Source organism: Raoultibacter timonensis, assembly GCF_900240215.1.
Taxonomy (GTDB): Bacteria; Actinomycetota; Coriobacteriia; order Coriobacteriales; family Eggerthellaceae; genus Raoultibacter; species Raoultibacter timonensis.
In genome coordinates, this window is sequence record NZ_LT964679.1 from 2,582,100 (window position 1) to 2,606,428 (window position 24,329).

17 protein-coding genes and 1 tRNA gene are annotated in these 24,329 nt (G+C 57.7%); 8 read left to right on the top strand and 10 right to left on the bottom strand.

Annotation, left to right across the window (positions count from 1 at the left end; genetic code table 11):
• Positions 1-276: 276 nt before the first annotated feature.
• The 6 genes from C1722_RS17455 (at position 277) to C1722_RS11190 (ending at position 7,253) form a co-directional block, all read left to right on the top strand.
• Entirely contained in the window at positions 277-417 is a 141-nt protein-coding gene (locus C1722_RS17455) for an FHA domain-containing protein (protein WP_244902565.1), read from the top strand.
• 57 nt (positions 418-474) lie between these two features.
• Positions 475-888, top strand: coding sequence for an FHA domain-containing protein (locus C1722_RS11170; RefSeq protein WP_102379303.1), 414 nt, complete (start codon positions 475-477; stop codon positions 886-888).
• A complete protein-coding gene (locus C1722_RS11175; protein WP_102379304.1) occupies positions 888-2,120 on the top strand; it encodes a Stp1/IreP family PP2C-type Ser/Thr phosphatase in 1,233 nt (410 codons plus the stop codon). Before C1722_RS11170 ends, C1722_RS11175 begins: the two co-directional genes overlap by 1 nt.
• Positions 2,117-4,918 carry an FtsW/RodA/SpoVE family cell cycle protein gene (locus C1722_RS11180; protein WP_102379305.1) on the top strand — a complete coding sequence of 934 codons (2,802 nt, stop codon included), beginning with the start codon at positions 2,117-2,119 and terminating at the stop codon, positions 4,916-4,918. The genes C1722_RS11175 and C1722_RS11180 overlap by 4 nt, the downstream gene beginning before the upstream one ends.
• 78 nt (positions 4,919-4,996) lie before the next feature.
• Complete coding sequence (gene pknB, locus C1722_RS11185) at positions 4,997-6,997, top strand: Stk1 family PASTA domain-containing Ser/Thr kinase (RefSeq protein WP_102379636.1); 2,001 nt, start codon at positions 4,997-4,999, stop codon at positions 6,995-6,997.
• Positions 6,998-7,177: 180 nt separating this feature from the next.
• A tRNA-Arg gene (locus C1722_RS11190) sits at positions 7,178-7,253 on the top strand.
• Positions 7,254-7,365: 112 nt separating this feature from the next.
• Here the strand turns inward: C1722_RS11190 and C1722_RS11195 are convergent.
• The 3 genes from C1722_RS11195 to C1722_RS11205 form a co-directional block, all read right to left on the bottom strand.
• Positions 7,366-7,734 carry a PH domain-containing protein gene (locus C1722_RS11195; RefSeq protein WP_102379306.1) on the bottom strand — a complete coding sequence of 123 codons (369 nt, stop codon included), beginning with the start codon at positions 7,732-7,734 and terminating at the stop codon, positions 7,366-7,368.
• 79 nt (positions 7,735-7,813) lie between these two features.
• A complete protein-coding gene (locus tag C1722_RS11200; protein WP_102379307.1) occupies positions 7,814-9,238 on the bottom strand; it encodes a helix-turn-helix transcriptional regulator in 1,425 nt (474 codons plus the stop codon).
• Between the two features lie 101 nt (positions 9,239-9,339).
• Positions 9,340-10,854: a helix-turn-helix transcriptional regulator gene (locus tag C1722_RS11205; RefSeq protein ID WP_102379308.1), complete on the bottom strand. Its 1,515-nt coding sequence runs from the start codon at positions 10,852-10,854 to the stop codon at positions 9,340-9,342.
• A 174-nt stretch (positions 10,855-11,028) separates the two neighbouring features.
• Here C1722_RS11205 and C1722_RS11210 point away from each other — a divergent pair, with 174 nt between their 5' ends.
• A complete protein-coding gene (locus C1722_RS11210; protein WP_102379309.1) occupies positions 11,029-12,636 on the top strand; it encodes an FAD-dependent oxidoreductase in 1,608 nt (535 codons plus the stop codon).
• Between the two features lie 189 nt (positions 12,637-12,825).
• Here the strand turns inward: C1722_RS11210 and C1722_RS11215 are convergent, their stop codons facing one another.
• The 4 genes from C1722_RS11215 to C1722_RS11230 form a co-directional block, all read right to left on the bottom strand.
• Positions 12,826-14,214: an SLC13 family permease gene (locus C1722_RS11215; protein ID WP_102379310.1), complete on the bottom strand. Its 1,389-nt coding sequence runs from the start codon at positions 14,212-14,214 to the stop codon at positions 12,826-12,828.
• Between the two features lie 434 nt (positions 14,215-14,648).
• Entirely contained in the window at positions 14,649-14,981 is a 333-nt protein-coding gene (locus C1722_RS11220) for a 4Fe-4S dicluster domain-containing protein (RefSeq protein WP_102379311.1), read from the bottom strand.
• A 1-nt stretch (position 14,982) separates the two neighbouring features.
• The gene (locus tag C1722_RS11225) at positions 14,983-17,247 is read right to left on the bottom strand and encodes a molybdopterin-dependent oxidoreductase (RefSeq protein WP_102379312.1); all 2,265 of its coding nucleotides are present in this window, start codon (positions 17,245-17,247) and stop codon (positions 14,983-14,985) included.
• Between the two features lie 274 nt (positions 17,248-17,521).
• Positions 17,522-18,943 (bottom strand): SLC13 family permease, encoded by a 1,422-nt coding sequence (locus tag C1722_RS11230; RefSeq protein ID WP_102379313.1) that lies wholly within the window; start codon positions 18,941-18,943, stop codon positions 17,522-17,524.
• Between the two features lie 257 nt (positions 18,944-19,200).
• Between C1722_RS11230 and C1722_RS11235 the strand changes: the two genes are divergently transcribed.
• Positions 19,201-20,706, top strand: a complete 1,506-nt coding sequence (locus C1722_RS11235; protein ID WP_146040657.1) for a helix-turn-helix transcriptional regulator — start codon at positions 19,201-19,203, stop codon at positions 20,704-20,706.
• A gap of 380 nt (positions 20,707-21,086) precedes the next feature.
• Here C1722_RS11235 and C1722_RS11240 read toward each other — a convergent pair whose 3' ends face one another.
• The 3 genes from C1722_RS11240 to C1722_RS17885 all read right to left on the bottom strand — a co-directional run bounded on the left by C1722_RS11240 (position 21,087) and on the right by C1722_RS17885 (position 24,313).
• Complete coding sequence (locus C1722_RS11240; protein WP_102379315.1) at positions 21,087-22,562, bottom strand: basic amino acid/polyamine antiporter; 1,476 nt, start codon at positions 22,560-22,562, stop codon at positions 21,087-21,089.
• Between the two features lie 170 nt (positions 22,563-22,732).
• The gene (locus C1722_RS11245) at positions 22,733-24,001 is read right to left on the bottom strand and encodes an MFS transporter (RefSeq protein WP_102379316.1); all 1,269 of its coding nucleotides are present in this window, start codon (positions 23,999-24,001) and stop codon (positions 22,733-22,735) included.
• Between the two features lie 27 nt (positions 24,002-24,028).
• Positions 24,029-24,313, bottom strand: coding sequence for a 4Fe-4S dicluster domain-containing protein (locus C1722_RS17885; RefSeq protein WP_180995166.1), 285 nt, complete (start codon positions 24,311-24,313; stop codon positions 24,029-24,031).
• Positions 24,314-24,329 lie beyond the last annotated feature (16 nt).

The window sequence follows — 24,329 nt, forward strand, 5'->3', positions numbered from 1 at the left end:
CGCCGGGCCGCGGGCTCGATCCGTACACCGCAGCTGCACCAGCGCCTGCGGCCGCATACGGTCAAGCCCAGCAGCCCTACGCCGACGCGTACGGGCAACCCGACAACAAGCCTCCGCTTCCCTACGTGCCCGACGACGAGATCGATTACTCGATCGACTACGGCGAGTACACGTTCGACAGCCAGGATTTCGACGACTACCGTGAAAACGGCGCCGCCGCACGTCCCATCGCCCGCAACGATCGCTACGACGACGGATACGCGGACGCTGGGTACGATGAGGACGGATACGACGACTACGGCNCTCGGATCGACGAACGGCACCTACGTCAACGGAGCCGAAATCACCTCGCAGCCCCTGCGCGGCGGCGATCGCATCACCATCGGCATGACGAACTTCGCGTTCTCGGTTTCGTAAGCGAACCGAGCCGCGCGTGCATACAACGTTTAGGACAGCAGCCATAAGGAAAATCTCGTGATTGATGTTGCATTGCTGATCGGGCGTCTTCTGTTCGTAGCCCTCCTCTACCTCTTCCTGTTCGCTATCATGAGAACCGGAATCGGCCTCGTACGCGGTCAAAGGAAGAAAGAGAAGGCCTGGAGCATTTCGGTCGAACGCGGGCCCAAAGAGCTGCGCGGTATCCAGATCACGGTTCACGGGCCGGTCATCGTCGGGCGCAATCCCGGTTCCGATATCGTCATAGGCGCAGGCTACGTATCGGGCCGACATGCCCGATTCACCCTCATGGGGCAGAACCTCTTCATCGAGGATCTCGGCTCCACAAACGGTACCGCGGTAAACGGCCAGATCATCACCGAACCGACGGCACTGCGCAACAACGATGTGGTGAACGTGGGCGACGTAGCCATCAAGGTGAGGTACGCCTAATGGCCGCCAAATCGCATACCGCCCCCACCTTCGGCAGCCGCACCGACATCGGGTGCGTGCGCGACCACAACGAGGACAGCCTCATCGTCGCACCTCCCTTGTTCGCCGTCGCCGACGGCATGGGAGGCCACGCCGCAGGCGAGATCGCTTCGGAAATCGCAGTTAATACCCTGGCGGAATACGCCCCCGACCGCGCCGATAGCGAAGCGCTCGGCTTTGCCGTGGCGGAAGCGAACCGCGCCGTCATCCGCGGCGTGAAAGACGGTATCGGGCGGGAGGGCATGGGCTGCACCATGACGGCCGCCATACTCGAAGGCGAACGTCTCGTGCTCGCCCAGGTGGGCGATTCGCGCGCATATTTGCTCCATAAGGGAAAGCTCCAGCAGCTCACGCGCGACCACAGCCTCATGGCCGATATGATCGAAGCGGGGCAGCTCACCCCCGAAGAAGCGCGATACCATCCGAACCGCTCGGTTATCACCCGCGCGCTCGGCAGCGATCCGCATATGGCCGCCGACCTCTACGAGTTGAACGTCGAATCGGGCGACAGGCTGCTCATCTGCTCCGACGGACTCACCACCATGCTCGAAGACGATGCAATCGAGGGCATCCTCGGACGCATCGCCGATCCGCAGCGCTGCGCGAGCACGCTTGTGAGCGAAGCGAACGGCGCGGGCGGCTACGACAACACCACCACCATCGTCGTCGACGTGACGGGCCACAGCGAGATCAGGCAGAAGCGCTCGGCTCGCAAGGTGAAAGCCTCGATGATCGCCACGGTCCTCGTACTCCTGCTCGTGTTCGCAGGGGCTTTCTTCGGATTTCGCTCGTATGCGAACACGGTCGCCTACCTTGCAAACGAGAACGGCAAGGTTGTCGTATACCGGGGAATCCCCGGCACGCTGTTCGGCATACAGTTCAACGAGCTCGACCATACAACCGACGTATCGGTATCCGATCTGCAGCCAGGCGTTGCAAACCGACTCGATGACGGCATTCGCGTCGACAACGTCGACGCCGCAAACGCGCTCATCGACGAATACAAGGCGGAGATCGAGGCGAAGAGCGCCACGCCGAGCGAAAGCGACACCGATAGCGAAACCGACGCGGGCAGCGGCTCGTCTAAAACGGGCAGCTCTACCGGATCTTCTTCTGCAGGTGCCGCCAACGGCACCGCAAATGACACCGCGAAATCGGACGACGATGCGAACAGAAGCGCGGCCGGCCGATGACGAGACGCAACATAGAACTCATCCTCCTGTGCGTCGCGGCACCCATCGTGGTGCTCATGTTCGCCATGATCGCCGTCAACCAGGGGCAATCGCTCAACATGAACACGCTCGGAGTGCCCGTCGGCATCTTCGCGGCGTTCATCGTCGCGCACCTGGCGGTACGCAAGTTCACGCCGGGCGCCGATCCGGCCATCCTGCCCATCGTATTCGCCCTCTCGGGCATCGGCATCGCTTTCGTTACGCGTATCGCACCGTATTCCGACTCCCCCAATATGGCTACCAACCAGGTCATGTGGCTGTTCCTTGGCGTCGTTTGCATGGTGCTCGTACTCGCGTTCATCAAGAACCTCGATAAGCTTGCCAACTACAAGTACACGTTCATGATCATCGGCTTCGCGCTGCTGCTCTCCCCGCTCATCCCCGGACTCGGCCAGGAGATCTACGGCAGCCGCATCTGGCTGAACATCGGCGGCGTCTTCTCGTTCCAGCCGGGCGAGATCGCCAAGATCGTCATCGTCTTGTTCCTGGCAGGATATCTTGCGCAGAACCGCGAGATGCTCTCGGTATTCACGTGGCGCGTAGGACCTTTCAACCTGCCCGACATCCGCACGCTTCTCCCCTTGCTCCTCATGTGGGTGGTGGCGTTGCTCATCGTGGTATTCGAGAAGGACCTCGGCAGCGCGCTTTTGTTCTTCTTCATCTTCCTCACCATGCTCTACGTGGCTACCGGCAAGAAGTTCTACCTCGTCGTGGGCGGCATCCTCATCGCCATCGGGGCGGTAGCGGCCTGGTCGCTGTTCTCGCACGTGCAGGACCGCGTCGACATCTGGCTCGACCCGTTCGCGGATGCGAACAACAAGGGCTACCAGCTCGTCCAGTCGATCTACTCGATGGCCGACGGCGATCTGTTCGGCGTCGGCATCGGACGCGGCATGGCGGGCGGCCTGGACGGCTTCGGACGCCTCCCCGTTGTGGAGAGCGACTTCATCTTCACCGCCATCTCCGAGGAGACGGGCCTTTTGGGGGCGGCGGGCATGCTGCTCCTGTACCTGTGCTTCGCCATCCGCGGCATCGTGACCGCGGCACGCGCGAAGAGCGACGTCAGCTCGTTCATCGCCGTCGGTCTCACCTCGATCATCGTGCTGCAGGCGTTCATCATCGTCGGCGGTATCACACGCCTCATCCCCCTCACCGGCATCACGCTGCCGTTCGTAAGCCAAGGCGGCTCGTCGCTCCTCGCCGGCTTTATCATCGTCGGCTTCCTCTTGCGCTGCGGCGACGAAGGCACGGGTGTGGGAACCGAGATGAAAACGGGTACCGCCTCGTTCAACCCGAACAGCGTACTCGGGCGCGTATCGCTCGGCAAGCGCCTCACGAACTGCATGCGCATCTTCGCCGTGATGTTCGCGTTGCTCGTTGCCAGTCTCACCGTCATCATGGTCGTACAGGCCGACTACTACAAGAACATGCCCGGCAACAACCACACGATGGCGCGCGAGGCGCAAACCGAACGCGGCACCATCTCCACCTACGACGGCGTCGTACTCGCGCAGAGCGTGAGAAACGACAACGGGACCTACGATCGCGTGTATCCGGCGGGAACGCTCGCGAGCCATGTCGTAGGCTACTATTCGCAGCAGTACGGCACAAGCGGCATCGAGGCCGCCTACAACTCGACGCTCAAGGGCCAGCAGAACTTCGCAACACTCACCGACGTCATCAACGCCGCAAGCGGCATCAATACGCCCGGCAACGACGTGACGCTCACCTTGAACTCGAAGATCCAGCAAGCCGCGCAGGATGCCCTCGGCGATTCGGCGGGAGCATGCGTGGTGCTCGACCCCGAAACGGGTGCGGTGCTCGGCATGGCGTCCGCCCCCACCTACGACGCGGCCGACGTCGAAACGCTGCTCGAGCAAGGCGACTCATCGGGTTCGAGCGCGCTTATCAACCGCGCTACGCAAGCGCTCTACGCACCCGGCTCCACCTTCAAAGTGCTCACGCTCGCCACCGCTTTGTCCGATGGCGTTGCCACCGAAGACAGCGTGTACAGCTCGCCTTCGAGCATGGAGATCGGCGGCGCGAAAGTCTCGAACTACGGCGACATCGACTACGGCGACATCACGGTCGAACGTGCTACCGAAGTCTCGTCGAACGTGGTGTTCGGCCAGCTCGGTGTGGAACTTGGAGCCGATAGGCTCGTTGCCGCCGCCGAGGATTACGGCTTCAACAACCTCATCTCATTCGATTTGCCGCTCGTCGAATCGGTTATGGCCGACCCCGCCGAGATGTCCGAATGGGAGACCGCATGGGCTGCCGACGGTCAGCCCGTCACCGGCGGCGACGCCGCGCAGAAGAGCCAACCCGGCCCCCAGGCGACCGCCCTGCAGATGGCCATGGGCGCAAGCGCGGTAGCCAACGACGGCACAATCCAAACGCCCTACATCGTCGACAGCATCTACAACGCAAACGGCGAGAAGAGCTTCACGGCATCGTCCAAGGAGTACTCGCGGCCGATCTCGAAAGAGATCGCAAACCGCGTGACCGATATCATGGTAGGCGTCGTTCAGAACGGCACCGGTACCGCCGCAGCCATTTCGGGAATCGACGTGGCAGGTAAGACCGGCACTGCGGAAACGGGCAAGGAGCTCGACGACAGCTGGTTCATCGGGTTCGCGCCCGCCGACAATCCGCGTGTCGTCGTCGCCATCGTGATAGAGGAAAGCTCGGAGAGGGATGCCGCACTGAAAGCGCAAAATGTGTTAAGAACCGCTCTGGAAGTGCAAGGTCTTTTGTAAATACGGTATGCTGTTGGCGATAATACGACCAATCGCCGAACACATGTGACCAAGAGGAGCTAAAACGTGACCGGAACCATGATAGGCAAGGTTTTCAACAACCGCTACCAGATAACCGAGCGCATCGGTATCGGCGGTATGGCCGAAGTGTACCGTGCACAGGATAACGTGCTCGGACGACTTGTCGCCGTCAAGACGATGCTGCCCCAGTACGCAGCCGACCCAAGCTTCACCCAGCGTTTCAAGCAAGAAGCCGCTGCAGCCGCCAACCTGCAGAGCCCCTACATTGTAAACGTGTACGACTGGGGCCATGATGACGATACCTACTACATCGTCATGGAGTACGTGCGCGGCAGCGACCTCAAAACCGCCATCAACGAACGCGGTGCCATTAACCAGCGCAAAGTGGCCGAAATCGGCTCGCAGGTATGCCAGGCTCTGAGCGTCGCCCATAAGCTCGACATCATCCATCGCGACATCAAGCCGCAGAACATCATGGTCCAGCCCGACGGCAATGTGAAGGTCATGGACTTCGGCATCGCCCGCGCGAAGAACTCCGTCAAAACCCAGACCTCTTCGGTGCTCGGCACGGCGCATTACATCTCGCCCGAGCAGGCGCAGGGCAAAGAGCTCACCGCCGCAAGCGACATCTACTCACTCGGCATCGTGCTGTACGAGGCATCCACCGGACGCCTTCCCTTCGACGGTCCCGATGCGGTCAGCGTGGCGATGAAGCAGGTCAACGACCTGCCCGTCGCGCCCCACGAAATCAACCCCGACATCGACCCCACGCTCGAAGCCATCATCATGAAGGCGCTTGCGAAGAACCCGCTCGAGCGCTTTGCCACGGCAAACGACATGAAGCAGGCGCTGAACGACTACCTCGCCGGACGCCCCGTCATGCTCGGCGGCGGATTCGGTTCCGCCGAGACCGCAGTCATAGGCGCAGCGGCAGGTGTCGGCATGGGCGCCGGTGCCGCAATGGCCGACGGAACGGCCGTCATGCCCGTCGCGGGAAACGGCGGCGTGAAGCCCGTCAACACCCCGTCTAACTACCGCGCATCGGATTCGAACAAGCCCAAGAACAACAAGAAGACCATCGGCATCGTAGTTGCGGTTGTCGCCGCACTCGTCGTGATCGGCGTAGCCGTATTCGCCTTCTCGGGCATGTTCGCGTCGGGCGACCCGATTCCCGACGTGAAGAACAAGTCCGTCGAGGAGGCAACGCAGATCATCGAGGACGCAGGCTTCAAGATAGGCAAAACTACCGAGGTGTTCGACGACGATATCGCCGCCGGAAACGTCACCGGAACCGATCCGAAGGCAGGCGAGAAGCGCGAGAAGGGCTCGACGGTCAACCTGCTCGTATCGAAAGGCGCCGAGGAGATAACCGTGCCCGACCTTACGGGCAAAAGCGCCGATGACGCAAAGAAAGAGCTGACGGCAGCCGGCCTGAACTACAAGGCGGGTACCGCCGAATACTCGGAAACGGTAGATAAAGATCTCGTTGCCAGGCAAGATCCTGCAGCGGGAACCAAAGTGAAGAAGGGCGATACCATCACCTACTACGTTTCGCTCGGCTCCGACGGTACCGAAGTGCCCAACGTAATCGGCGACAGCGAGGGCTCCGCAACGACCACGCTCGAGAACAAGGGCTTCAAGGTTACCACCGAGTACCAGTACAGCGACGAAGCGTCGGGCACCGTCATCGGCCAGACTCCCAACGCGGGCGAGAAGCTCAAAGAGGGCGATACGGTGCATCTCGTCATCAGCCAGGGCAAGAAGACCGCTACCTATTCGGTCAGCGTCAACTCCAACGGCGGCGGAAAGGTATCGGCATCGAGTTCCTCGGTTGACGAGGGAGGCAGCGTCACCATCACCATCACACCCGACAGCGGCTACGAAGTTGCCTCTGTCAAGGGGTTGGACGGCGTGGGTGCGAACGGCGGGACGTTCACCATCACCGTTACCAGCAACGTGACGATCAACGTAACGTTCCAGGCAACGACGCCGACGCCGACGCCGCCGGATCCCAGCGGAGACGACTCGAACAATACCCAAACAGGGACGGGGGCATAAGGCGACGTCCCACTCGAAACCCTTATAGAAACCCACGGAAGCGGATCGCAAATGCGGTCCGCTTTTTTACTGCGGTCGATTCGATATCGCCAGAAAGCTCGCAAGCAGCGTAGCCGATATGTTGATCGTCGACCATCTCCCGCAACCGCGCGGTTAATGGTAGAATACATCTCGCGTCATGCCTCCGTAGCTCAGGGGATAGAGCATCGGTTTCCTAAACCGAGTGCCGTAGGTTCGAATCCTATCGGGGGCACCATGAGCAACAACAAGCCGCCTCGTCCGACGGGCGGCTTGTTTTGTTAGACGCGAAGCGAAGCTCCTTTGCAGTAACCCCGACGTTGCACCTCTGCGCGCCAGCTATCCAATTTCTACGAGCTCAATACGCACGCCGAAACGATCGCATCGAGCCTTCTGATATCGATCCCCTTCTTGAGGTTAACCTTGACGTGTCCTGCACGCGTCCAGAACTCCATCTCGGTGTTGATATCAACATGACCCGCGTTCTCGGAAGACCACATGTCGACCGATTTCCACGGCAAGGAATAGATTTCGACCTTCTTGCCCGTAATGCCCTGGGCATCGCGGACGATCAATCGTTTCGTCGTAAAGATCGCGGAGTCGCGGAAGGTCTTATATGCAGCGATCGGCTCCTCGCCATGCACGAGAATTCCTTGAACGTCACGGGGAATCGGACATTCGGATACAAGGGTCCATTCAAGCTGTGCGCCTAGCTCCATACTTCTCTCCTTTGCCGGAATGCGGGTTGCGAGCATGCACGCATGTTGTAAACATGATGCACGAGCTTAGTATAAACCCTTATCCCCGCTTTCCTTCGCTCAGATCGATGAGCTCTTGGCGGCTGTGGACGCCCGCTTTCGCATAGATGCGGCGCAGATGCGTGTCGACGGTGCTCTTCGAGATGTGCAGCTCCTGGGAGATGCGCTCACTCGTGCGGCCCCTGAGCGCAAACGGGAGAATCTCGCCCTCGCGATCGGACAGCCCGTACTCGCGCGCTATCGCCTCGCAGGCGTCTTCGAGCGAATCGGTGCTCGTCACGATCTCGGACAAGCTGCCGAAATCGCGCTCGGTAAACAAGAACACGTACGAGAACAGAACGAGGATGCCCGCAAACACCACGACCGAGTACGGCGTCACGTAGCCGGGCTGGGCGTAGTCAAAGGCGTTGGCGATCGCCACGCCGATGAGCTCGCCGCCGAACAGCGCCACAAATCCGCGCGAGAACGACATGGCAGCATCGGTGGCGGTCAGCTTCGCCAACACGAGGAACAACGAGATGAGCACAGCGGACAGTCCCAGATATCCCGCCAGAACGACAGCCTCGCCCGGTACGAGCGATTCGGCGAACTGCGGTACGGGAATGAGCAGATACCCCGTCATCATGATGAACAGCGCCAGACGGTACGCTTTGTTGAGCGCCGCTCCGCGCCCGAAACCGTCCGACCGAAGCAGCGAGAGCGTGCCGAGCGCGAACGCTCCGAACAGAAGGAGGCTCACCGGATACGAGGCCATCGCAGCATTGCCGGGATCGGTGTTGAACGTTTCCATGAATCCCGCTGCCATGCCGAACAGCGCCGTACCCGCGATGATCTTCGCCGACAGCAGAACGGTATCTTTTGCCGTATCGCCCCCAGCCGCCGCTTCGGTAACAGCAGAAGCCTGCGCATGATCGGCAGCCTTCGGAGCAGCCATGAGCGCCGCCGCGCTCGCGATCGGCAGCAGATGGAGCACAAGCGTTGCGCCCTCGATCGGGATCAGCGAAACGATGAGCCCTACGAGCGCGCCGACGGTCGACCCGACGAACACCTCGGGAACCGATATCTTCGTCGATGTCTCCCCGAACTCCCTGCCCCACGTTGCAAGAAGCAAGGCGCATGGCAAGCCGATCAGTGCGCCTTCAACGGGAAGCCAGTAGGCAGAGGGCGATCCGAGGAACAGGGGAATGAACGACCCGAGCACGCCCATAACCGCATACACGAGCAGCATCGGACGCGCCAGCAACGCATTGCGGGTCTTCGTCGGCACGAGCCTGAGTACAGAAAAGCCCACGACCATGAACAGCAACGTGCCGAACAGTTCGGCCCGTTCGAAGTTGAACGACCCGATCGGTATCGCGCGATTCGATCCCATATAGAACAGGAAGAATACGAACCCCTGGTTGCACGCAAAACCGAGGATGCGACGCAAGGATAGATTCCCAGCTGTTTGCGCTGGTTGTCCCATCGTATTCCTCCTGTCTCGTTCGGGGTTCCCGTGCCGATTATGATAGCAGGAGTTCGCTTCACATCAGGCAGTTCGGGGGCAAACCGACAACGGCTCCATGTTTATCGGCGATCGGAAGATATCGGGAAAGAAGTCGCACCATCGCGCTCTCCCATCACCGCTCTGAGCTCATCGTCGACAATGTCCATGAGCACCTGCTGCGAGCTGATCTCCATTTTCTGATAGATGTGCATGATATGGGTTCGCGCAGTACCGTCGGAAATCACAAGCGATTCGGCTATGTGGCGGGCGTTCCGACCCCGGGCAAGCAAGACAAGCACCTCGCCTTCACGCGACGTAAGCTGAAACCGCTTTGCCACGCGAGCGCACGCTTCGGAAAACGCTATATCGGTATTGGCTTGCAGCTCGGCAACCTCCCGGGCTTCATCGAGCCGCTGCGCACTGTTTCGCCGGTACTTGAGCAAACGTATGGCGCTCGACACCAGAAGAATGCTGAATGCCGCGAGGATAATGCCCGTTTCGAGCAGCTCGCCATAACGATTCGGTAGAATCATGATTCCGAATATTCCTAAAGCCCATCCCGCCCGATACGAGAAGTACGCAATGCATGTAAAAACGAACGGCGCATTCCCCTTGCGATAGTTGCGCGGCACGGTCCATACGAACAGCAGCAAAATAGAGTACGCAACGGCAAGCGGAACGAGGTACAGGGGGACGCCCGAAGCTCCGAACAAAGCCGATATGTAGAGCGCCACTAAAACGAGCGGCAGCACGAGTATGCGAAGCAGTTCGAGAAACTCCGTTTCCTGAAGGTAGCGAAGCAGCGCGTAAAAGATCGCACCCGCCACCAGCGTGCCGATACCCGATGTCACCTGGATGGTGAACGAAGCTCCCCCGCTATCCTGGGTCACCATAACGGTGCTATGCAGGGCAATGAGAAGCACTTCGAGCAAAGCGATGCTCGTACAGTACTCCCAAAACGGATAATCGCGCGCAAAGCTTTCGCTGTCGCGAACCTCGGCAGCGATGTCCTCCCGTTCCACCTCGCGAGCCCCTGCGCCATAGCGGCTATCCGACCAGATAAGAAGTCCGATAGAGATCGGCACGAACAGAAACAGCAGCGCAATGGACACCGTCCGGTCGAATCCCAATACGAGAATTTGCAGGACACCCGCACCCGCAATGGCAAAGGCGAACGAACTCACCGCTTTACGCACGCCCACATCGAGGAAGAACTCGGCATACAGTACGAAAAGGATGCTTGCACAATGCATCGACACCGATACGACGACGGAAAACGGCTCGCCGAGCGAAACGCCGGCTGCCTGCATGCAGCGTCCGGCAAGACCCGCTGTTTGCACGACGGCAAGTCCGGCAAGAAGCGGCTTGCACCGATAGAGTCGGCTCTTGCTCTTGAGCGTTCGACGCACAAGCACCGCAAGAACCGCAGCAAAATACACGACGATCGACACCAGCTCCGCAACGGAACGCGTCTCGAATACCCAGAGCGCCGTATAGCGTTCGTATTCGGTGCCCGCAACGCACAGAGCCAAGCCAACCGTTGCCGCCACCAGCCAACGACCATCCGAGATTCGTTCTTTCGACTTCTCAGCCATCGACCTCCCTCATCCAATAGCGACCATCATAGCAAGTTCTCAAGAATACGATTGTAACGATGATGCCCCGCGGCAAATCAGATTTTAAATCTGATTCGGGAAAGGCCGTCGTTTCCTAAGGTCATCTGCATACGGGTTGGGACCGTACACAGTTTTCTTAGGAAGGGAGACACTATGAAAGAACTATCGCGCAGGAATTTTCTCCTTGGCTCGGGCGTCGCCGCCGCAGGAATCATGAGCGCAGGAATGCTTGCCGCCTGCAGTCCGGCTGCCGAAAGCCCGGCGGAGACGACGACCGAAGAGACGCCTCTGAAAGAAGCAACGCAAACGAGGGAAGCGGATGTCGTCGTCGCGGGACTCGGCGCCGCCGGGTTGCTTGCGGCATACGGGGCGGCCCATGAGGGTTGCTCCGTCATCGCCGTCGATGCCGCTGCCTCGATGGACGGAACAACGAACACCCGCACCTCGGCCGCGTTCGCCGTCGGATCATCGCTTCAGGATCCGAGTCCGGAGCCCCTCACCATCGAGGAGTTCATGGCGTACGTGAACACGGGCACGAACTACCAATCGAACAACAAAGCTCTTCGCGCAATCATCGAAGCGTCGGGGAGGGCCGTCGATGTATTCGTTGATGCGGGAATGCCCTTCAACGTCGACTTCACCAACAGCACCTCGGCTGATGCGATGATGGTGCGCGGCGGATGCGTATACGGCGTTGCCGGCGAAGAGCGCGCCGAGTACTTCACCAAGATAGCCGACGACGCAGGAGTCGAATGCCTCTTCAATACAACCGCCGAAAGCCTCATCATCGAAGACGGAGCGATTGCCGGGCTGCAATGCGTATCGGGCAAGGACGTCATCGACATCAAAGCGAAAGCCGTGATCCTTGCCACGGGCGGGTTCCTTGGCAGCGCCGAAGAAACCGCCAAGCACTTCGCCGGTGCCAAGATCGTCTGCATGGGCAACATGCTCAACACCGGCGCGGGCATCAATATGGCCATGTCTGCAGGAGCGCAGCTTGGAAAATGCTTTAGCATCTCGATGAACGAATACGGCGGAGCCAACACCAAAGCTTCGCCGACGTACTCGTTTCGCCCCACATCGGGGACCAACGAAGCGATGCGTCTGCCAGTATTCGGCGGCATCCTTCTCGACGGCGAAGGCGATCGATTCGTCAACGAAGGCGTCATGTGCGAAAAGACCATGTTCTGCTGCGAGCCGCTGGTTCGCGAATCGTATTACTACGCGGTTTGCGACGAAGCGTTTATGAAGCGCTGGGAATCCGAGCCCCTCCCGCAGTTCCTCGGCGACGAGCGTATGAGGGGCATGTTTGCCGACATTGTCGCAACCGATATCCGCGAGCAGTTCGACAAAGCGGTCGATGAGGGTTGGGCATACAAGGCGGATACGCTCGCCGAACTCGCAGAGCACTTCGATCTGCCGAACCTCGAACAGACCATCGCGCAGTACAACGAGTACTGCGACAAGGGCGTCGACGAGCTGTTCTTCAAGGATGCCAAGTACCTCACCCCCATCAAAGAAGGTCCCTTCTACATCGTCGAATCGATGCCTGCGGGATGGCTCTCGCTCGGCGGTATCAAATGCAATGCGCGCTGCCAGGCGGTCGATCCCGACAACAAAGTCATCGACGGACTGTTCGTGGCCGGCGCCGACGCCGATCTGTTCACGTCTCCGTATTACGCCGCAGGATCCGCGAACGGCTTCGCGGTCGGATCGGGACTAATCGCCGGTGAGGAAGCAGCAAAAGCGATCAAAGCTTAAGCGATGGGAATATAGGACCTTGGGCTGCCGCATCCAAGGGATGGACTGCGCATAGGAAAAGCGCTGTACGGTGCAAGGTTCAGCGCTCTCGCTTTCGCGCTGCAAGGCGATCGAGAGAAAACGTGGCCAGTCGGAAGAAGCCGTTTCTTCCGACTGGCCACTTACCAGCAACCGCTCAAAGCGAGGGGTTTACGCGAATCCGAGCATGCTAAACGCAGCCGGGAACCAAACAGCCATGAGAACGATCATGACAACGGTCGGCACAAGGCCCGGAATCAAGCAATCCTTCGTCTCCCAATAACCAGAGCCCTGCGCGACGAGCAAAGGAAGGTTGATCGGAAGGAAGTATGCAGCCCCCAAAGAAAACACGCAGATGAACGCAACAACTGCAACGGGGAACCCACCCACAGCCAGGGCGATGCCGGCAAACGCCGGAAACACCATGGCGCACAGAGCAGGGCCGACCGGGCAGAAGTTATGCAGAATCTGAGTGATAACGCCAAACAGAAGCAGGATAGCGATAACCGGAAGGCCGGAAAGCAGGCCGGAAAGCAGGCCGGACAACCACGCAACGGCACCAGTGCCGAGCATCATACCGACCATGCAGTTCACACAGCCAAACATAACGAGAACCTGCCAGTTCATGCCCTTGTTGATTTCGTCCCACGTAAGGAAGTTAACACCGGGGAAGGTGCAGATAACCAAGAAGAACAGACCAACGTTCATAATGGTAAACATAGGAACCCAAGTGCCCAATACCATCATGACCACCATGAGGATCATAACGGCGAGGATTGCTTTCTCTCGGTTTGTCGTTGCCGGAAGCTTGGCAAAATCTGCAACAACCTGCTCAACTTTTTTAGGATCGAGCTCTTCGGGCTTGCAAATAACAAGGAAAGCGAAATAAACCGCAAGCGTCATGACAATAGTCGCAGGAACAGCCACGATGCACCACTGCCCGAAGTTGATCGTGTAACCAACCATGTTTTCGAGAAGGCCCAGCACCAAAACGTTCATGGAAGCTCCGATGGGGGTACCGCAGCCACCGATCATTGCACACATACCCAGACCGATCATCATGCCCTTACCAAGGTTTGATTTCAGCTTCTCTTGGCCGAGAGTCTCAAGGACGCGACAGCCGATGGGCAACAAGACGGCGATAACGACCAGATTGTGCATGAAATAGGAAACAAACGTAGCAGCAAACAGAAAGCCTAAGAGCAAGACCTTCGAATTGCCTTTGCACGCCTTCAGAATAAATCCGACGATCTTATCGGAGAAGGTAGTCTTTTCGAAAAGCACGCCAAAGCTAAAGCAGAAGATGAGGAAGAGTACCGCCGAGTTCATGAACCCGGCTAGAACTGCATTCACATCGCCAGCACCCGTAACAATCAGGGTAAGCACGCCGAGCAGACCGGCAACGCCAAGCGGGAACGATCCGCATACCCACAAAAATACCGAACCGAGAAGCGTAAACAGAGCTTTGCAGCCTTCAGGCGTCAGACCTTCGAACTGCAAAGTGGATCCCAGAACAATGCAGATCGCAAAGCACACTACGCCTATCATTCTTTTGACCATGTTACATCCCCTTTCAAATTCTTTCACCGCACGAACCGATAAGACTTATACGGCATGCAATTTACCTTCTGCGATCAGCGGATCGACTCTTGCCTTCGGACAACACGGCGTTAAAAATCGCCTTCGTTGCCGCGTAGTCCGAATCCAAGCCCTTAGAGTCAGCGGGAAGGCCGAACTCTCTTTGCATCCTCCCCGCTTGGCCCCCCCTCACCCAATCCGTTTTCGCAAGAAACCTCCTCCGAAGAGGCTTTCGCGCGCTTGGCGAGCATGTGCAACGTGACGCTCAAGATAAGAGCCGCTGCAAGTACTATCGTGATGATCGTTTCGACCGGCATGCCTCGTACCTCCCGAGCAACTAGGGGGCTCCTTTGTTTTTCCAAACGGTCCTGGAAGGATTTGAAACCTTCCAGGACCGTCCTCCCGATGAACTCGCGCTAAAGCGTCATGAAAAGCTGTTTGCCGTTCTCGGCGATTGCCGCAGCAGCTTCTTCTTCCGATACGATCTTCAAGCATTTCGCCTGACAGTGCTGCACGCAGGAGGGCAGCTTGCCTTTCTCAACGCGCTTGCCGCACAACGTGCACTGATCAGTTATGGTGGGAATATAAGCGTATTGCCACTTGTCCTCGCCGTATTGCCATGGACCGATTTGGGATACTTTGATACCGAATTGGTCGACGGGCAGCCCGTTTTCCATTTGACATGCGATCTCGCAGGAATGGCAGCCCGTACACCAGTTGTAGCTTACCAAAAGGCCTTTCTTCGACATGTTACTCACCATCCTTTACCGGGTATGCTCTGCAAGCGAGGGCTTTGTGGTTGGCGCCCCACCCCGTTGTTCCGTAATCCCACGTGATAAGGTTGTTGCAATTGAGCTCAAGAGCATCGTAGAGCTTCTCCGGATCGCCTTCCGGATGCCACCAACCGTGCTCCGTACACATGACGCCCCTTGCCATACCCGGATATGCTTCAACCTTGCGCTTGCATCGACCCGTACGGCCCGTTCTTCCGATCGGTCCTTCAAGCCAGACCCATTGCCCCTCTTCGAAACCGAGGTCCGCGAGGTCCTCGGGGTTTATTTGCACCGTGGGCTCGGGGTGAAGCGCACGTAGGTGCGGTACCTGACGATGTTCGGAATGGAAGTAGCCCCACTGGCGAGCACCGGTGCTCAGGATGTAGGGGAACTCCTCGCAAAGTTCAGGCGCAGACATCGGCGAGTTATCCTGCTCGTAATAGGTGGGCATGGGATCCATGCCGATATTGTTGAACGCATGGGACCACAGCTCAATGCGTCCCGTCGTAGTCGGGAATCCAACTCCGCCGTCTTTACGGAGTTTTCCCTTTTCATGCAGACCATACTCGAAAGGCAGGTACGCCGGCGCAACATCGCGCAACTCCTCAAAGGTATAGCCGGTCTCCTCGACGATGCTCGAGAACATCTGCTCGACGTTCTCCCACGGCCACGCTTCGGGATTAAAACGGCGTCCGAGCTCGAGATTCACCTCCATATCGCTTCGGCACTCTCCCGCGGGAGAGACGGCTTGATTGATGGTTTCGCCCCGTTGACAACCATCGCCGCAGCGAATGCCGTTGCGTTCGGGGAACATCGCGATGGGCAGCACAATATCGGCAAAAGCCATAGCGGTGGGCGTCATGAACAGATCGGCCACAACGTTGAACTCCGAGTTGTTAAAAGCCTTCATGGTAACTTCGGTATCCGCACCACCACAAGCGAGAGAGTTGATCGACTGCATCCAGACGGCCATGATGGGATATGGCTTGCCGGTGAGCAGGGCCTCGATGCAGTCCGACGAGCCGGCAGCCCCCGAACCAACGCGAACCGCAGGGTGGTAATTCGCACCAAGACGCTTCTCGTCCTGCTCGGGAGTCAACCACTCGCGGCCCCATCCCGTGATGTACTTCAAGAGCTCGGGAGGCTGGATCATGGTACCAGGTTTGTCGAAGTTGCCGGTAAGGGCCATCAGGCACACGATCGCACGACCGTTTTCCAGATTGTCGATACGCTGATCAAGTGCGACGCCCCATTGAACCAAACCCGCATCGGCCTGCGCATACAAGCGGGCAGCAGCGGCTATTTTCTCAGCGGCGACGCCTGTGACCTCTTCGGTGCGCTCGGGGGTCCACTCGCTCACATGCTCGGCGAACTCATCGAAGCCGTAGCACCACATGTCAACGAACTCGTGATCATAGAGATCTTCCTTAATTACATAGTTCGCCATACCCAGCGCCACCGCGCAATCGGTTCCAGGTCGTAACTGGAGCCAAATATCGGCCTTCGCGGCAAGCCACGTCAAACGCGGGTCGACGACGATAAGCTTGGAGCCGCGCTCAAGTACATCGAGCACCCAATGACCGTATGCCCCATCGGAGTTTGCCGCCAAGGGCTCATTTCCCCACACAAGGGTAACATCCGGGCATTTCCACTCAGGATTGTCGAAACGATCGGCGAACTGCTGAGAGTAATCGCCCACCCAGAACGTACCGGTCGTAAAGGAGCATGCGAAGATGCGGGGAGAATAGCACGAGTGCGCGTTTATGTTGAAGGTGTAGTTCGGAGAACCGAACGACCATGCGAGGCGCGAAATCCAAGCGGCAATGTCGCGACCGGTACCCTGCCAGAACTGAACCGACTCGGCACCGAAATTTTCCTTATAGTATTTGAAGCGCTCTTCGATAGTATCAAGCGCTTCATCCCATGTGATGCGCTCAAATACATTCTTGCCACGGTTTTCGCGGGAGCGTTTCAAAGGATACAGAAGACGATCGGGACTATTTACCGCCTCGGGAACCGCAAGGCAGCGAACGCACAGGCGCCCCTGATTGTACGGGTGCTCAGGATCGCCCTCCACCTTAACCAACTTGTCTCCGTCCGAGTACATGATGACGCCGCAGCCGAGATGGCACCCGGGAGCAGACCATGCATTGCCGCGCGTAGCGGTAAAGCCATCCTCATCGTACCGATAGGGATGAGTATGCTCTACCTTGATAACGTGCAGAGGCTCTTTCTCTGACATATCAACCTTCCTTTCTCTCTTCATTTCCCTTGCCAACAAATGAGGTTTCCCTCGATTGAAGCCTCGCCTTCTCATTGCCTGCGGTGTGGCTTGCCGGGCACCTCCGGAGACTCCGGCACGAGCCGAACCTCACATGAAGGACACCTCACCACATCGGCTTCGGTAACAGGCTTCCCGCATTTCCAACACCTGGCTGCCGGCCGCTTGCCTCTCATCGCCTCAAGTTTTCCGCATTTGCCGCACCTCCTGCATCCGTAACACATCAGAGCACCACCTAAACCGCGTACAACATACCGACGTTCGTCAAGGCATCGGTAATAAACGGGATCCACAGCGCCATGACCAGGCAGAGCACGAATACGGGAACGATGCCTGCTTTGAACATGTCCTTGATCTCGTAGGTGTCTTCGTTGTACGTAATCGCGATAGTCGGATTGATCGGAAACAGATAGTTGCCGCCGATAATGGCTGACATCATCACTGCAGCTGAAATAGGATTCAAGCCTGCAGCGGTGCAAATAGTGACCAGCGGAAGGAAGAACACAGGAACGAATCCGGGACCGATCGGCATAACGGTGTGCAAAAAGTACAGGACTAAACCGAGAACAAACAAAGCAAGTACGATGCTCATATCGGCAAATCCCATCGAGAGCACGATATCGCCGATGAATTGCGATCCCCCGGTACTTCCGAGCAAAGTACCCATAGAGATCATTGCACCAACCATAATGACTACGTTCCATGGGGTGCCTTTTTGATACTCATCAAACGTGAGCAGGTTAAAACCAGGTGCAAGCATAAGGCCCATAGCAAGAACGGAGATAACCGTCATGTTGAATAGAGGGAACCATGTACCCAAGATCCAAAGAATCGGCACGCCGAGAATGATACACAGGGTCTTTTTTTCCTCAACGAGAAACGGCCCGTATGATTTCACCGATTCGTAGAGTCGCTCGATTTTATCCTGCCCCAAAGACTCCGGCTTGAAAACAAAGGTGACCGAAAGCCACAACACAAGGATCATTGCGGCTGCGATAGGAACTCCGATGATCATCCAACCGAGAAACGAAATCTGCTGCCCGGTTGCCGCCTCGAGCATGCCAACGGCTGCAATATTGGTGGCGTTACCGGCAGGAGTGGCGAGCCCACCCGTAACTCCTGCAAAGGGGACCCCGATAAACAGGCACTTAGCAAAATTGGATTTCTTCTTGTAAAGATCGAGCGCCTTGAGAAGCGAGATGGACAAGCCGAAGAACAGCGCGATAACAGCCGAATCGCTCATGACCATCGAAACGAGCGCCGTAACGCACATGACGCCCAGTACGAGCTTGCGGGTATTTCCCTTCGACCAGTGAACGACAACGCCGACAAGTCGATTCGAAAGCTGTGACTTATTGAACGCGGTAGTCAACGCGAACACCGTCATAACGAATATCGTCGTCGAAGCGCCGAAACCGCTGAAAACAGTTGACGCCGGAGCAGCCCCAAGAATTGCGCCGACAGCTAAGATGATAATGCCAGTGACGCCAACAGGGAACGAATCGCATACCCACATTGCCACGCCAGCAACAAGAACGCCGAGACTGAGAAGGCCTTCTCTTGAAAGCGTCTCGGCAGAGGGGATAAGACACGCCGCCGCAAAGGCAAGAACCGCGATGATTATCCCAATCCCCCTCTTCCCCATAAAAGTAGACATCCGCTCAAATCCTCCTCATGTTTCCCCAAAACAAACGAGTGCTCAAGTAGCCTTTGGATTGATCGACTTTCTGGAATCGTCACCTCCGTCCGTTGACTAAGAAGGTCTGAATCCTCTATGCTCATGCTGCCTCCCATAAACCTTTCGGATTCCGACCTGTATCCCGACAAGTATTCGGATGCCCTCAAATTAGGCGTAAACCGCCTGTCGGGCATCAAGCGAGCGAGTGTAACTTTGTCATTTAGGGGGTAGTCTTTTTGTATTACAAAGATAAAAGACCTGTTCAAAGTCCATACAGGGTGAGCAAGCCGGAAGATGCCGATCAGTTAAGCTATTCGATCAGCATGAAAAAGATCCTCTACATGTTCGGCTTCGGATTCATGTTCGCAACGGAAGCGGGCATGCTGGGAAACGCGCTGCATCTCAATGAGGCCTTTTTCGCAGTCGCAACGATCTCGTATTTTCTTGCTGTAGCGCTCGTTCACTTCATCATGCGCTTCAGCCGTTTGCGCAAGCTGCTGGTTAGCACCCGCACCGCAGGTGATGTTGTGTTCCTGGTCGTCTCTGCTTTACCTATCGTGATGGCTATCTCCATCCAATACCTGCACGAAGGTCAGTATTACGCCGACAAGACCATCGCCATCGCTACGGCTGCCACAACGGGACTCATGGGCATATGCACCGGCATAGGGATGTTTCGGTGGCATAGCGCCGCATCGGCGGAAATCGAGCCGATGCTCGCCTATACGACATGGGGCCTCTCACTCGGACTGGTCATCCTCATAGTGGTTCTTTGGCTTAGCGAAGCCGTTTCGGGCATGGTATTCGTATCGATGAATGCAGTTTCGGCACTGCTGTACCTCATTCTTCCAAAAAGCAAGGATGAAAGAGTTCGGGAAGATACGGACCAGACGGATCAGGATGTTCATCTTGATTTTAAAATGCACTTGGCCTTGTTTTTCCAGTTGATGGCACTTGGATTCTGCATATGCGTCACATTCTCATCTTGGTCGCCGGAAGTTATCACGATAACGGTAGCCGCCGCCTTCGCGCTGAATGTCACACTCCCCTTGCAGAGAAGGTATTTTGCAGGAACGACTGGGCAAATGGCCAGAATATATCTCCCAGCAAGCATTGCCATGCTCTTCGGAATTTCCGTGGACGATCCATACGTCCAAACCGCGATCTTTGCGATTTCGATACTGCTGTTCTTCTACCAAGGCCACTCGAATACCACGTTTCTTATCACCTCGGGACGGTGCTTCGGCATAGACATCCTCTCGAACATCTCGAGAGGCCGCTTCCCCCCTATGCTCGGATTCGCTTGCGGATTGTGCCTAGGTTGCCTCTGCGTTACTCTGCAGCTAAATCTTATCGTCGTAGGAGGCTTAGTCGCAGTCTTCGTAATCGGAACCTACGCACTCCTTCCGTTTAATTTGGGCATTTCGTTCAAGGAAGGCATCTCCTATGATCTGGAGGACGGCATCGTCACACCTTGGGTAGCGCAAAGCGAAGAGGAGGAGCGCTCGTTCAAGAAGAAGTGCACTGCACTTGCAGAGTGCCATGGCTTCACTCCGAGAGAACAAGAAATCTTCTTCCTGCTCGCATGCGGCTACAACAGCGACTCCATTGCAAATATGCTCGTCATCTCGCCGAGCACCGTTAAGACCCATACCTATAGAATCTATCAAAAAATAGATGTTCACTCGCAGCAGGAGATAATCATGATGCTACGCCCCCGAAAATACGAAGCAGACCACTAAGCGAGACCCGAAAGCATTGGAGACTCCGAGCACCCAGCTCCCCCCGCAAGACCACCATCGGTATTTTCCTGTATTGCGCCCACGGCGGCCCAGCGCCCAAAGCCCCGTACGACCTCGAGCCGATGGCGGTTAGCGGCAGATCATGCAGCGGCGGGCGCAAACGCAGGCTTGCCGATATCCGGCAGGTCTCCTCCGGCCAGCCGACCCGCGCGCGTCGCCCGATGTCCGCCAACCGCCTCCGTGCGACGTTATTTGAGCGCTCTAAAACGGGATGGCGTTCCTTATGCCTGGTCGCTTGACTCGACGATATCAGAATGTGCCGATAATCGTCGCACGGAGGCGGTTGGCGGACATGCCGCAGTCGAACGGCAAGCAACCTCCTACAAACTCACCCACCCTATCGCAAGCAGCGAGATCGATGTCACCGTAGCGGCGAGGATAACCGCCACGACGATCTTGTCGCGCGTGCTTTGCAGGTAGGGCTCCTTGCGCTCCCTCTTGCCCTTGATGTACATGAGAATGCCGGGCGCGTAGAGAAGCGACATGATCGTCAGGCCGATCGGGCCGCTCGCGTACGCGATGAAGAGGCTGTACACAACGCCCACGATCGCAAGCACGCGCCAAAGGAGGAGACTGCCGCCCACCCTGCCTTCGAACGCCTCCCGCTCGGTAAACGTGAGCTTTGCGAAATAGGCTGCCGAGAGCAGGTACGGAAGCAGGATCATGCCCGACGAAATGGAGTAGAAGAACTGGTAGGTCTGCTCGGAGAAGATCATGGCCACCAGGAAGAGCTCTATGATGATGTTCGTGACGACAAGCGTAACGATCGGCGCACCCCTCTTGTTCGTCTTGGCGAACGCCTTGATGAACACGCCCTGCTGCGCGGCCTCAAACGGCGATTCGCTCGAAACCATGGTCGAACCTAGGACGGCACCGATAAGCGAAAGTACGACGCCGCAGTTGACGAGCAGCGCCCCCCACGGCCCCACAGCCGCTTCCATAACGCCCGCAAGCGCGGGATTATCGAGCGTTGCAAGTTCGGATAGGGGCAGCACCCCCATCGAAAGCATCGACACCATGAGGTAGATGATGAACACACAGACGAATGCAGTAACCGTGGCCCTGCCAACGTCTTTTTCTCTTTTGGCGCGCCCCGAAACGGCAACGGCGCCCTCGATGCCGACAAACACCCAGATGGTGATCATCATCGTGCTGCTGACCTGGTTCCAAAACGGCATGTCGGTCACTGCCCCGTTCGTCAGATTCGAAACGAACAGGGTCGGATCGAACTTCTGAAAGAATATGATCGCGAAGATGGCCACGAATATCGGCACGATCTTCGAAATGGTGATGACCACGTTGATGCCGGTCACCTCTTTGATGCCCCGCGATGCAAGGAACACGTAGAACCAGATGAGCACCGAGGCCCCGATTGCCGAATAGAGGTTGTTGCCGCCCCCGAAAATCGGGAAGAAGTACGTAAGGGCACCGAACAGCAAGGCGAGGAAGCTCACCGTGCAGAGCAGAACGCTGATCCAGTATCCCCACGCGCTGTTGAACCCGACGAAATCCCCGAATCCCGCGTTCGCATAGCTGTAGATGCCGCCTTTGAGCTCGGGTTTTATGCGGGAGAGCGCATAAAACGAGAGGACGAGGCACAGTACGCCAACGCCCGAAATCCCCCATGCCGTCATGATCGCATAGCCGCTGGCTCCCCCCGCAGCCTGATCCCCCGCCAGCGTAAAAACCCCGCCACCGATAATGATGGTGACGATGAGGGCGGTTAACCGAAAACCGCCGAGAGTTTCATCCGCTGCCCGCTTTGCGCTTACGTCTTTCGATGCCGACTCGTCCATACCACGCCCCTGACCTTCGGTGCTTCGCCCCATTAACCTCTTGGCAGAAAATGACTATGTATGTTCGCACCTTTATTGAAACAGTATGACACCCATTCTGCGAGGCTACGCAAAAACCAGCGTGGCCTCGCAGAAACGGGTGTTCCCGGATAGCCCTTCCTTGTCTACGCTTACTTGTTTCGCTGATTCTTCGGCGGTCGGGCGAACATGCCGAGAAGGGCACATACGCCAACGATGACCGCCGTAACGTAGAACGCGTTCACGAGCGATCCCGTCGCATCCCCGATGGCAAAGCCGATCGTCGCGATGAAGCCCGACAGCACGCCGAACACGAGCTGCGCGATTCCGACGGCGCGGGAAAGAACATCGCGTCCGAAGTAGTTCGCCAGCACGGTCGGTACGAGCGGCATCATGCCGCCATAGCCGAAACCGGCAAGGATGAACGAGAGGTACGGCATGATGGCATTCGATGCGAACGCGCCCACGAGCAGGCCGATCACCACGAACACGTTGCAGAGCACCAGCAGCCTCGCGGGATCGAATCGGTCAGAGATGATGCCCCAGAGGAACTTGCCCGCCATCATGGCAAGGCCCATCGACGATACCGCCGCCGCGACCATGGTCTGATCGAGCTCGAGCGTCTGGAAGTAGACGGGGACGAAGCTTACCGCGGCAACGTAGTAGCAGTACCCGCCCAAGCCGCAAATCGAGAGCAACCAGAACGCGGGCGATTTGATCGTCTGCGCAAACGTTGCGGGAATGGAGGTTTTGAACACCTTCGAAGGCTTCTCTTCGACCTTTTCCTCCACCTCGGCCTTAACCGATTCGCCTCCATCGGGCAGAAGCCCCATGTCCTCGGGCTTGTTCCTGATCACCGTAAACGCAAGGATGATCGCAAGCACGCCCGCCACGAGGAAGAACCACCAAATGTTGCGCCAATGGCCCGCTTCTGCTCCCATGAGCGCATTGGCGATGAGCGGGGAAACGAACGCGCCCAACCCGCCGATAACCATTGTGAGCGTCATCGCCCGTCCGCGCTGGCGATGAAACCATGACGGGACGATCGTGTCGACCGAAATCTCGCCCACCGCCATCACGGCGAAGGCCATGACCGCAAACGTCACGATGTAGCTGATGTAGTCGTTGACGAAGAATATGAGCGCCGCCGAGCACAGCACCATCAAGGCGCCGCCGATAACCTGCATGTAGCGTGCGCCGATCTTCGCGATCAAAAACCCGATGACGGGTGAGCCGAACCCGTACACCCAGATGGCGATAGTCGTTCCCATACCGAGCTCGGCACCGGTCAGACCTATGTCGGCCTGCATGAAACCGCCGCCGATTGCGGCAGCCGTCAGAAACGACCCGTTCGCCATGAAGTAGCAAACGCCCAAGATCACGGCAAGTATCCAACCGTAAAACAGCTTACCTGTTTTCATGTTACTCCCCTTCTTTTCGATCTGCCTTTACAAAATTTGCCCTGGTGCAGCGCCAGGCGCACGCGATGTTTTCTTGCGGGCGCATGCTACGTGCGCGAATCGTACGGCACCGACAGGGCATGCCGATTCGCACCGGTAGCACAGCTCGCACGCTTCCCTCAAAGCAACGCGCACCGTGCCGCACTCGCCGTCGATTTCCAAAACGTCGGAAGGGCACAGGGAGGCGCACAGGCCGCAACCGATGCATGCTCGTGCATCTATCTGCAATTCGCGCAGATACCATCGGTCTACGCATGCAATCGGTGCGGCCACGGCTCCCTCCCTTCCA

Coding starts and splice junctions, on each gene's coding strand:
- C1722_RS11195 (WP_102379306.1), bottom strand. CDS start 7,734: ATGGAGCTAGGCGCACAGCTTGAATGGACCCTTGTATCCGAATGTCCG.
- C1722_RS11180 (WP_102379305.1), top strand. CDS start 2,117: ATGACGAGACGCAACATAGAACTCATCCTCCTGTGCGTCGCGGCACCC.
- C1722_RS11210 (WP_102379309.1), top strand. CDS start 11,029: ATGAAAGAACTATCGCGCAGGAATTTTCTCCTTGGCTCGGGCGTCGCC.
- C1722_RS11215 (WP_102379310.1), bottom strand. CDS start 14,214: ATGGTCAAAAGAATGATAGGCGTAGTGTGCTTTGCGATCTGCATTGTT.
- C1722_RS11225 (WP_102379312.1), bottom strand. CDS start 17,247: ATGTCAGAGAAAGAGCCTCTGCACGTTATCAAGGTAGAGCATACTCAT.
- C1722_RS11230 (WP_102379313.1), bottom strand. CDS start 18,943: ATGTCTACTTTTATGGGGAAGAGGGGGATTGGGATAATCATCGCGGTT.
- C1722_RS11220 (WP_102379311.1), bottom strand. CDS start 14,981: ATGTCGAAGAAAGGCCTTTTGGTAAGCTACAACTGGTGTACGGGCTGC.
- pknB (WP_102379636.1), top strand. CDS start 4,997: ATGATAGGCAAGGTTTTCAACAACCGCTACCAGATAACCGAGCGCATC.
- C1722_RS11175 (WP_102379304.1), top strand. CDS start 888: ATGGCCGCCAAATCGCATACCGCCCCCACCTTCGGCAGCCGCACCGAC.
- C1722_RS11200 (WP_102379307.1), bottom strand. CDS start 9,238: ATGGGACAACCAGCGCAAACAGCTGGGAATCTATCCTTGCGTCGCATC.
- C1722_RS11240 (WP_102379315.1), bottom strand. CDS start 22,562: ATGGACGAGTCGGCATCGAAAGACGTAAGCGCAAAGCGGGCAGCGGAT.
- C1722_RS11205 (WP_102379308.1), bottom strand. CDS start 10,854: ATGGCTGAGAAGTCGAAAGAACGAATCTCGGATGGTCGTTGGCTGGTG.
- C1722_RS11245 (WP_102379316.1), bottom strand. CDS start 24,001: ATGAAAACAGGTAAGCTGTTTTACGGTTGGATACTTGCCGTGATCTTG.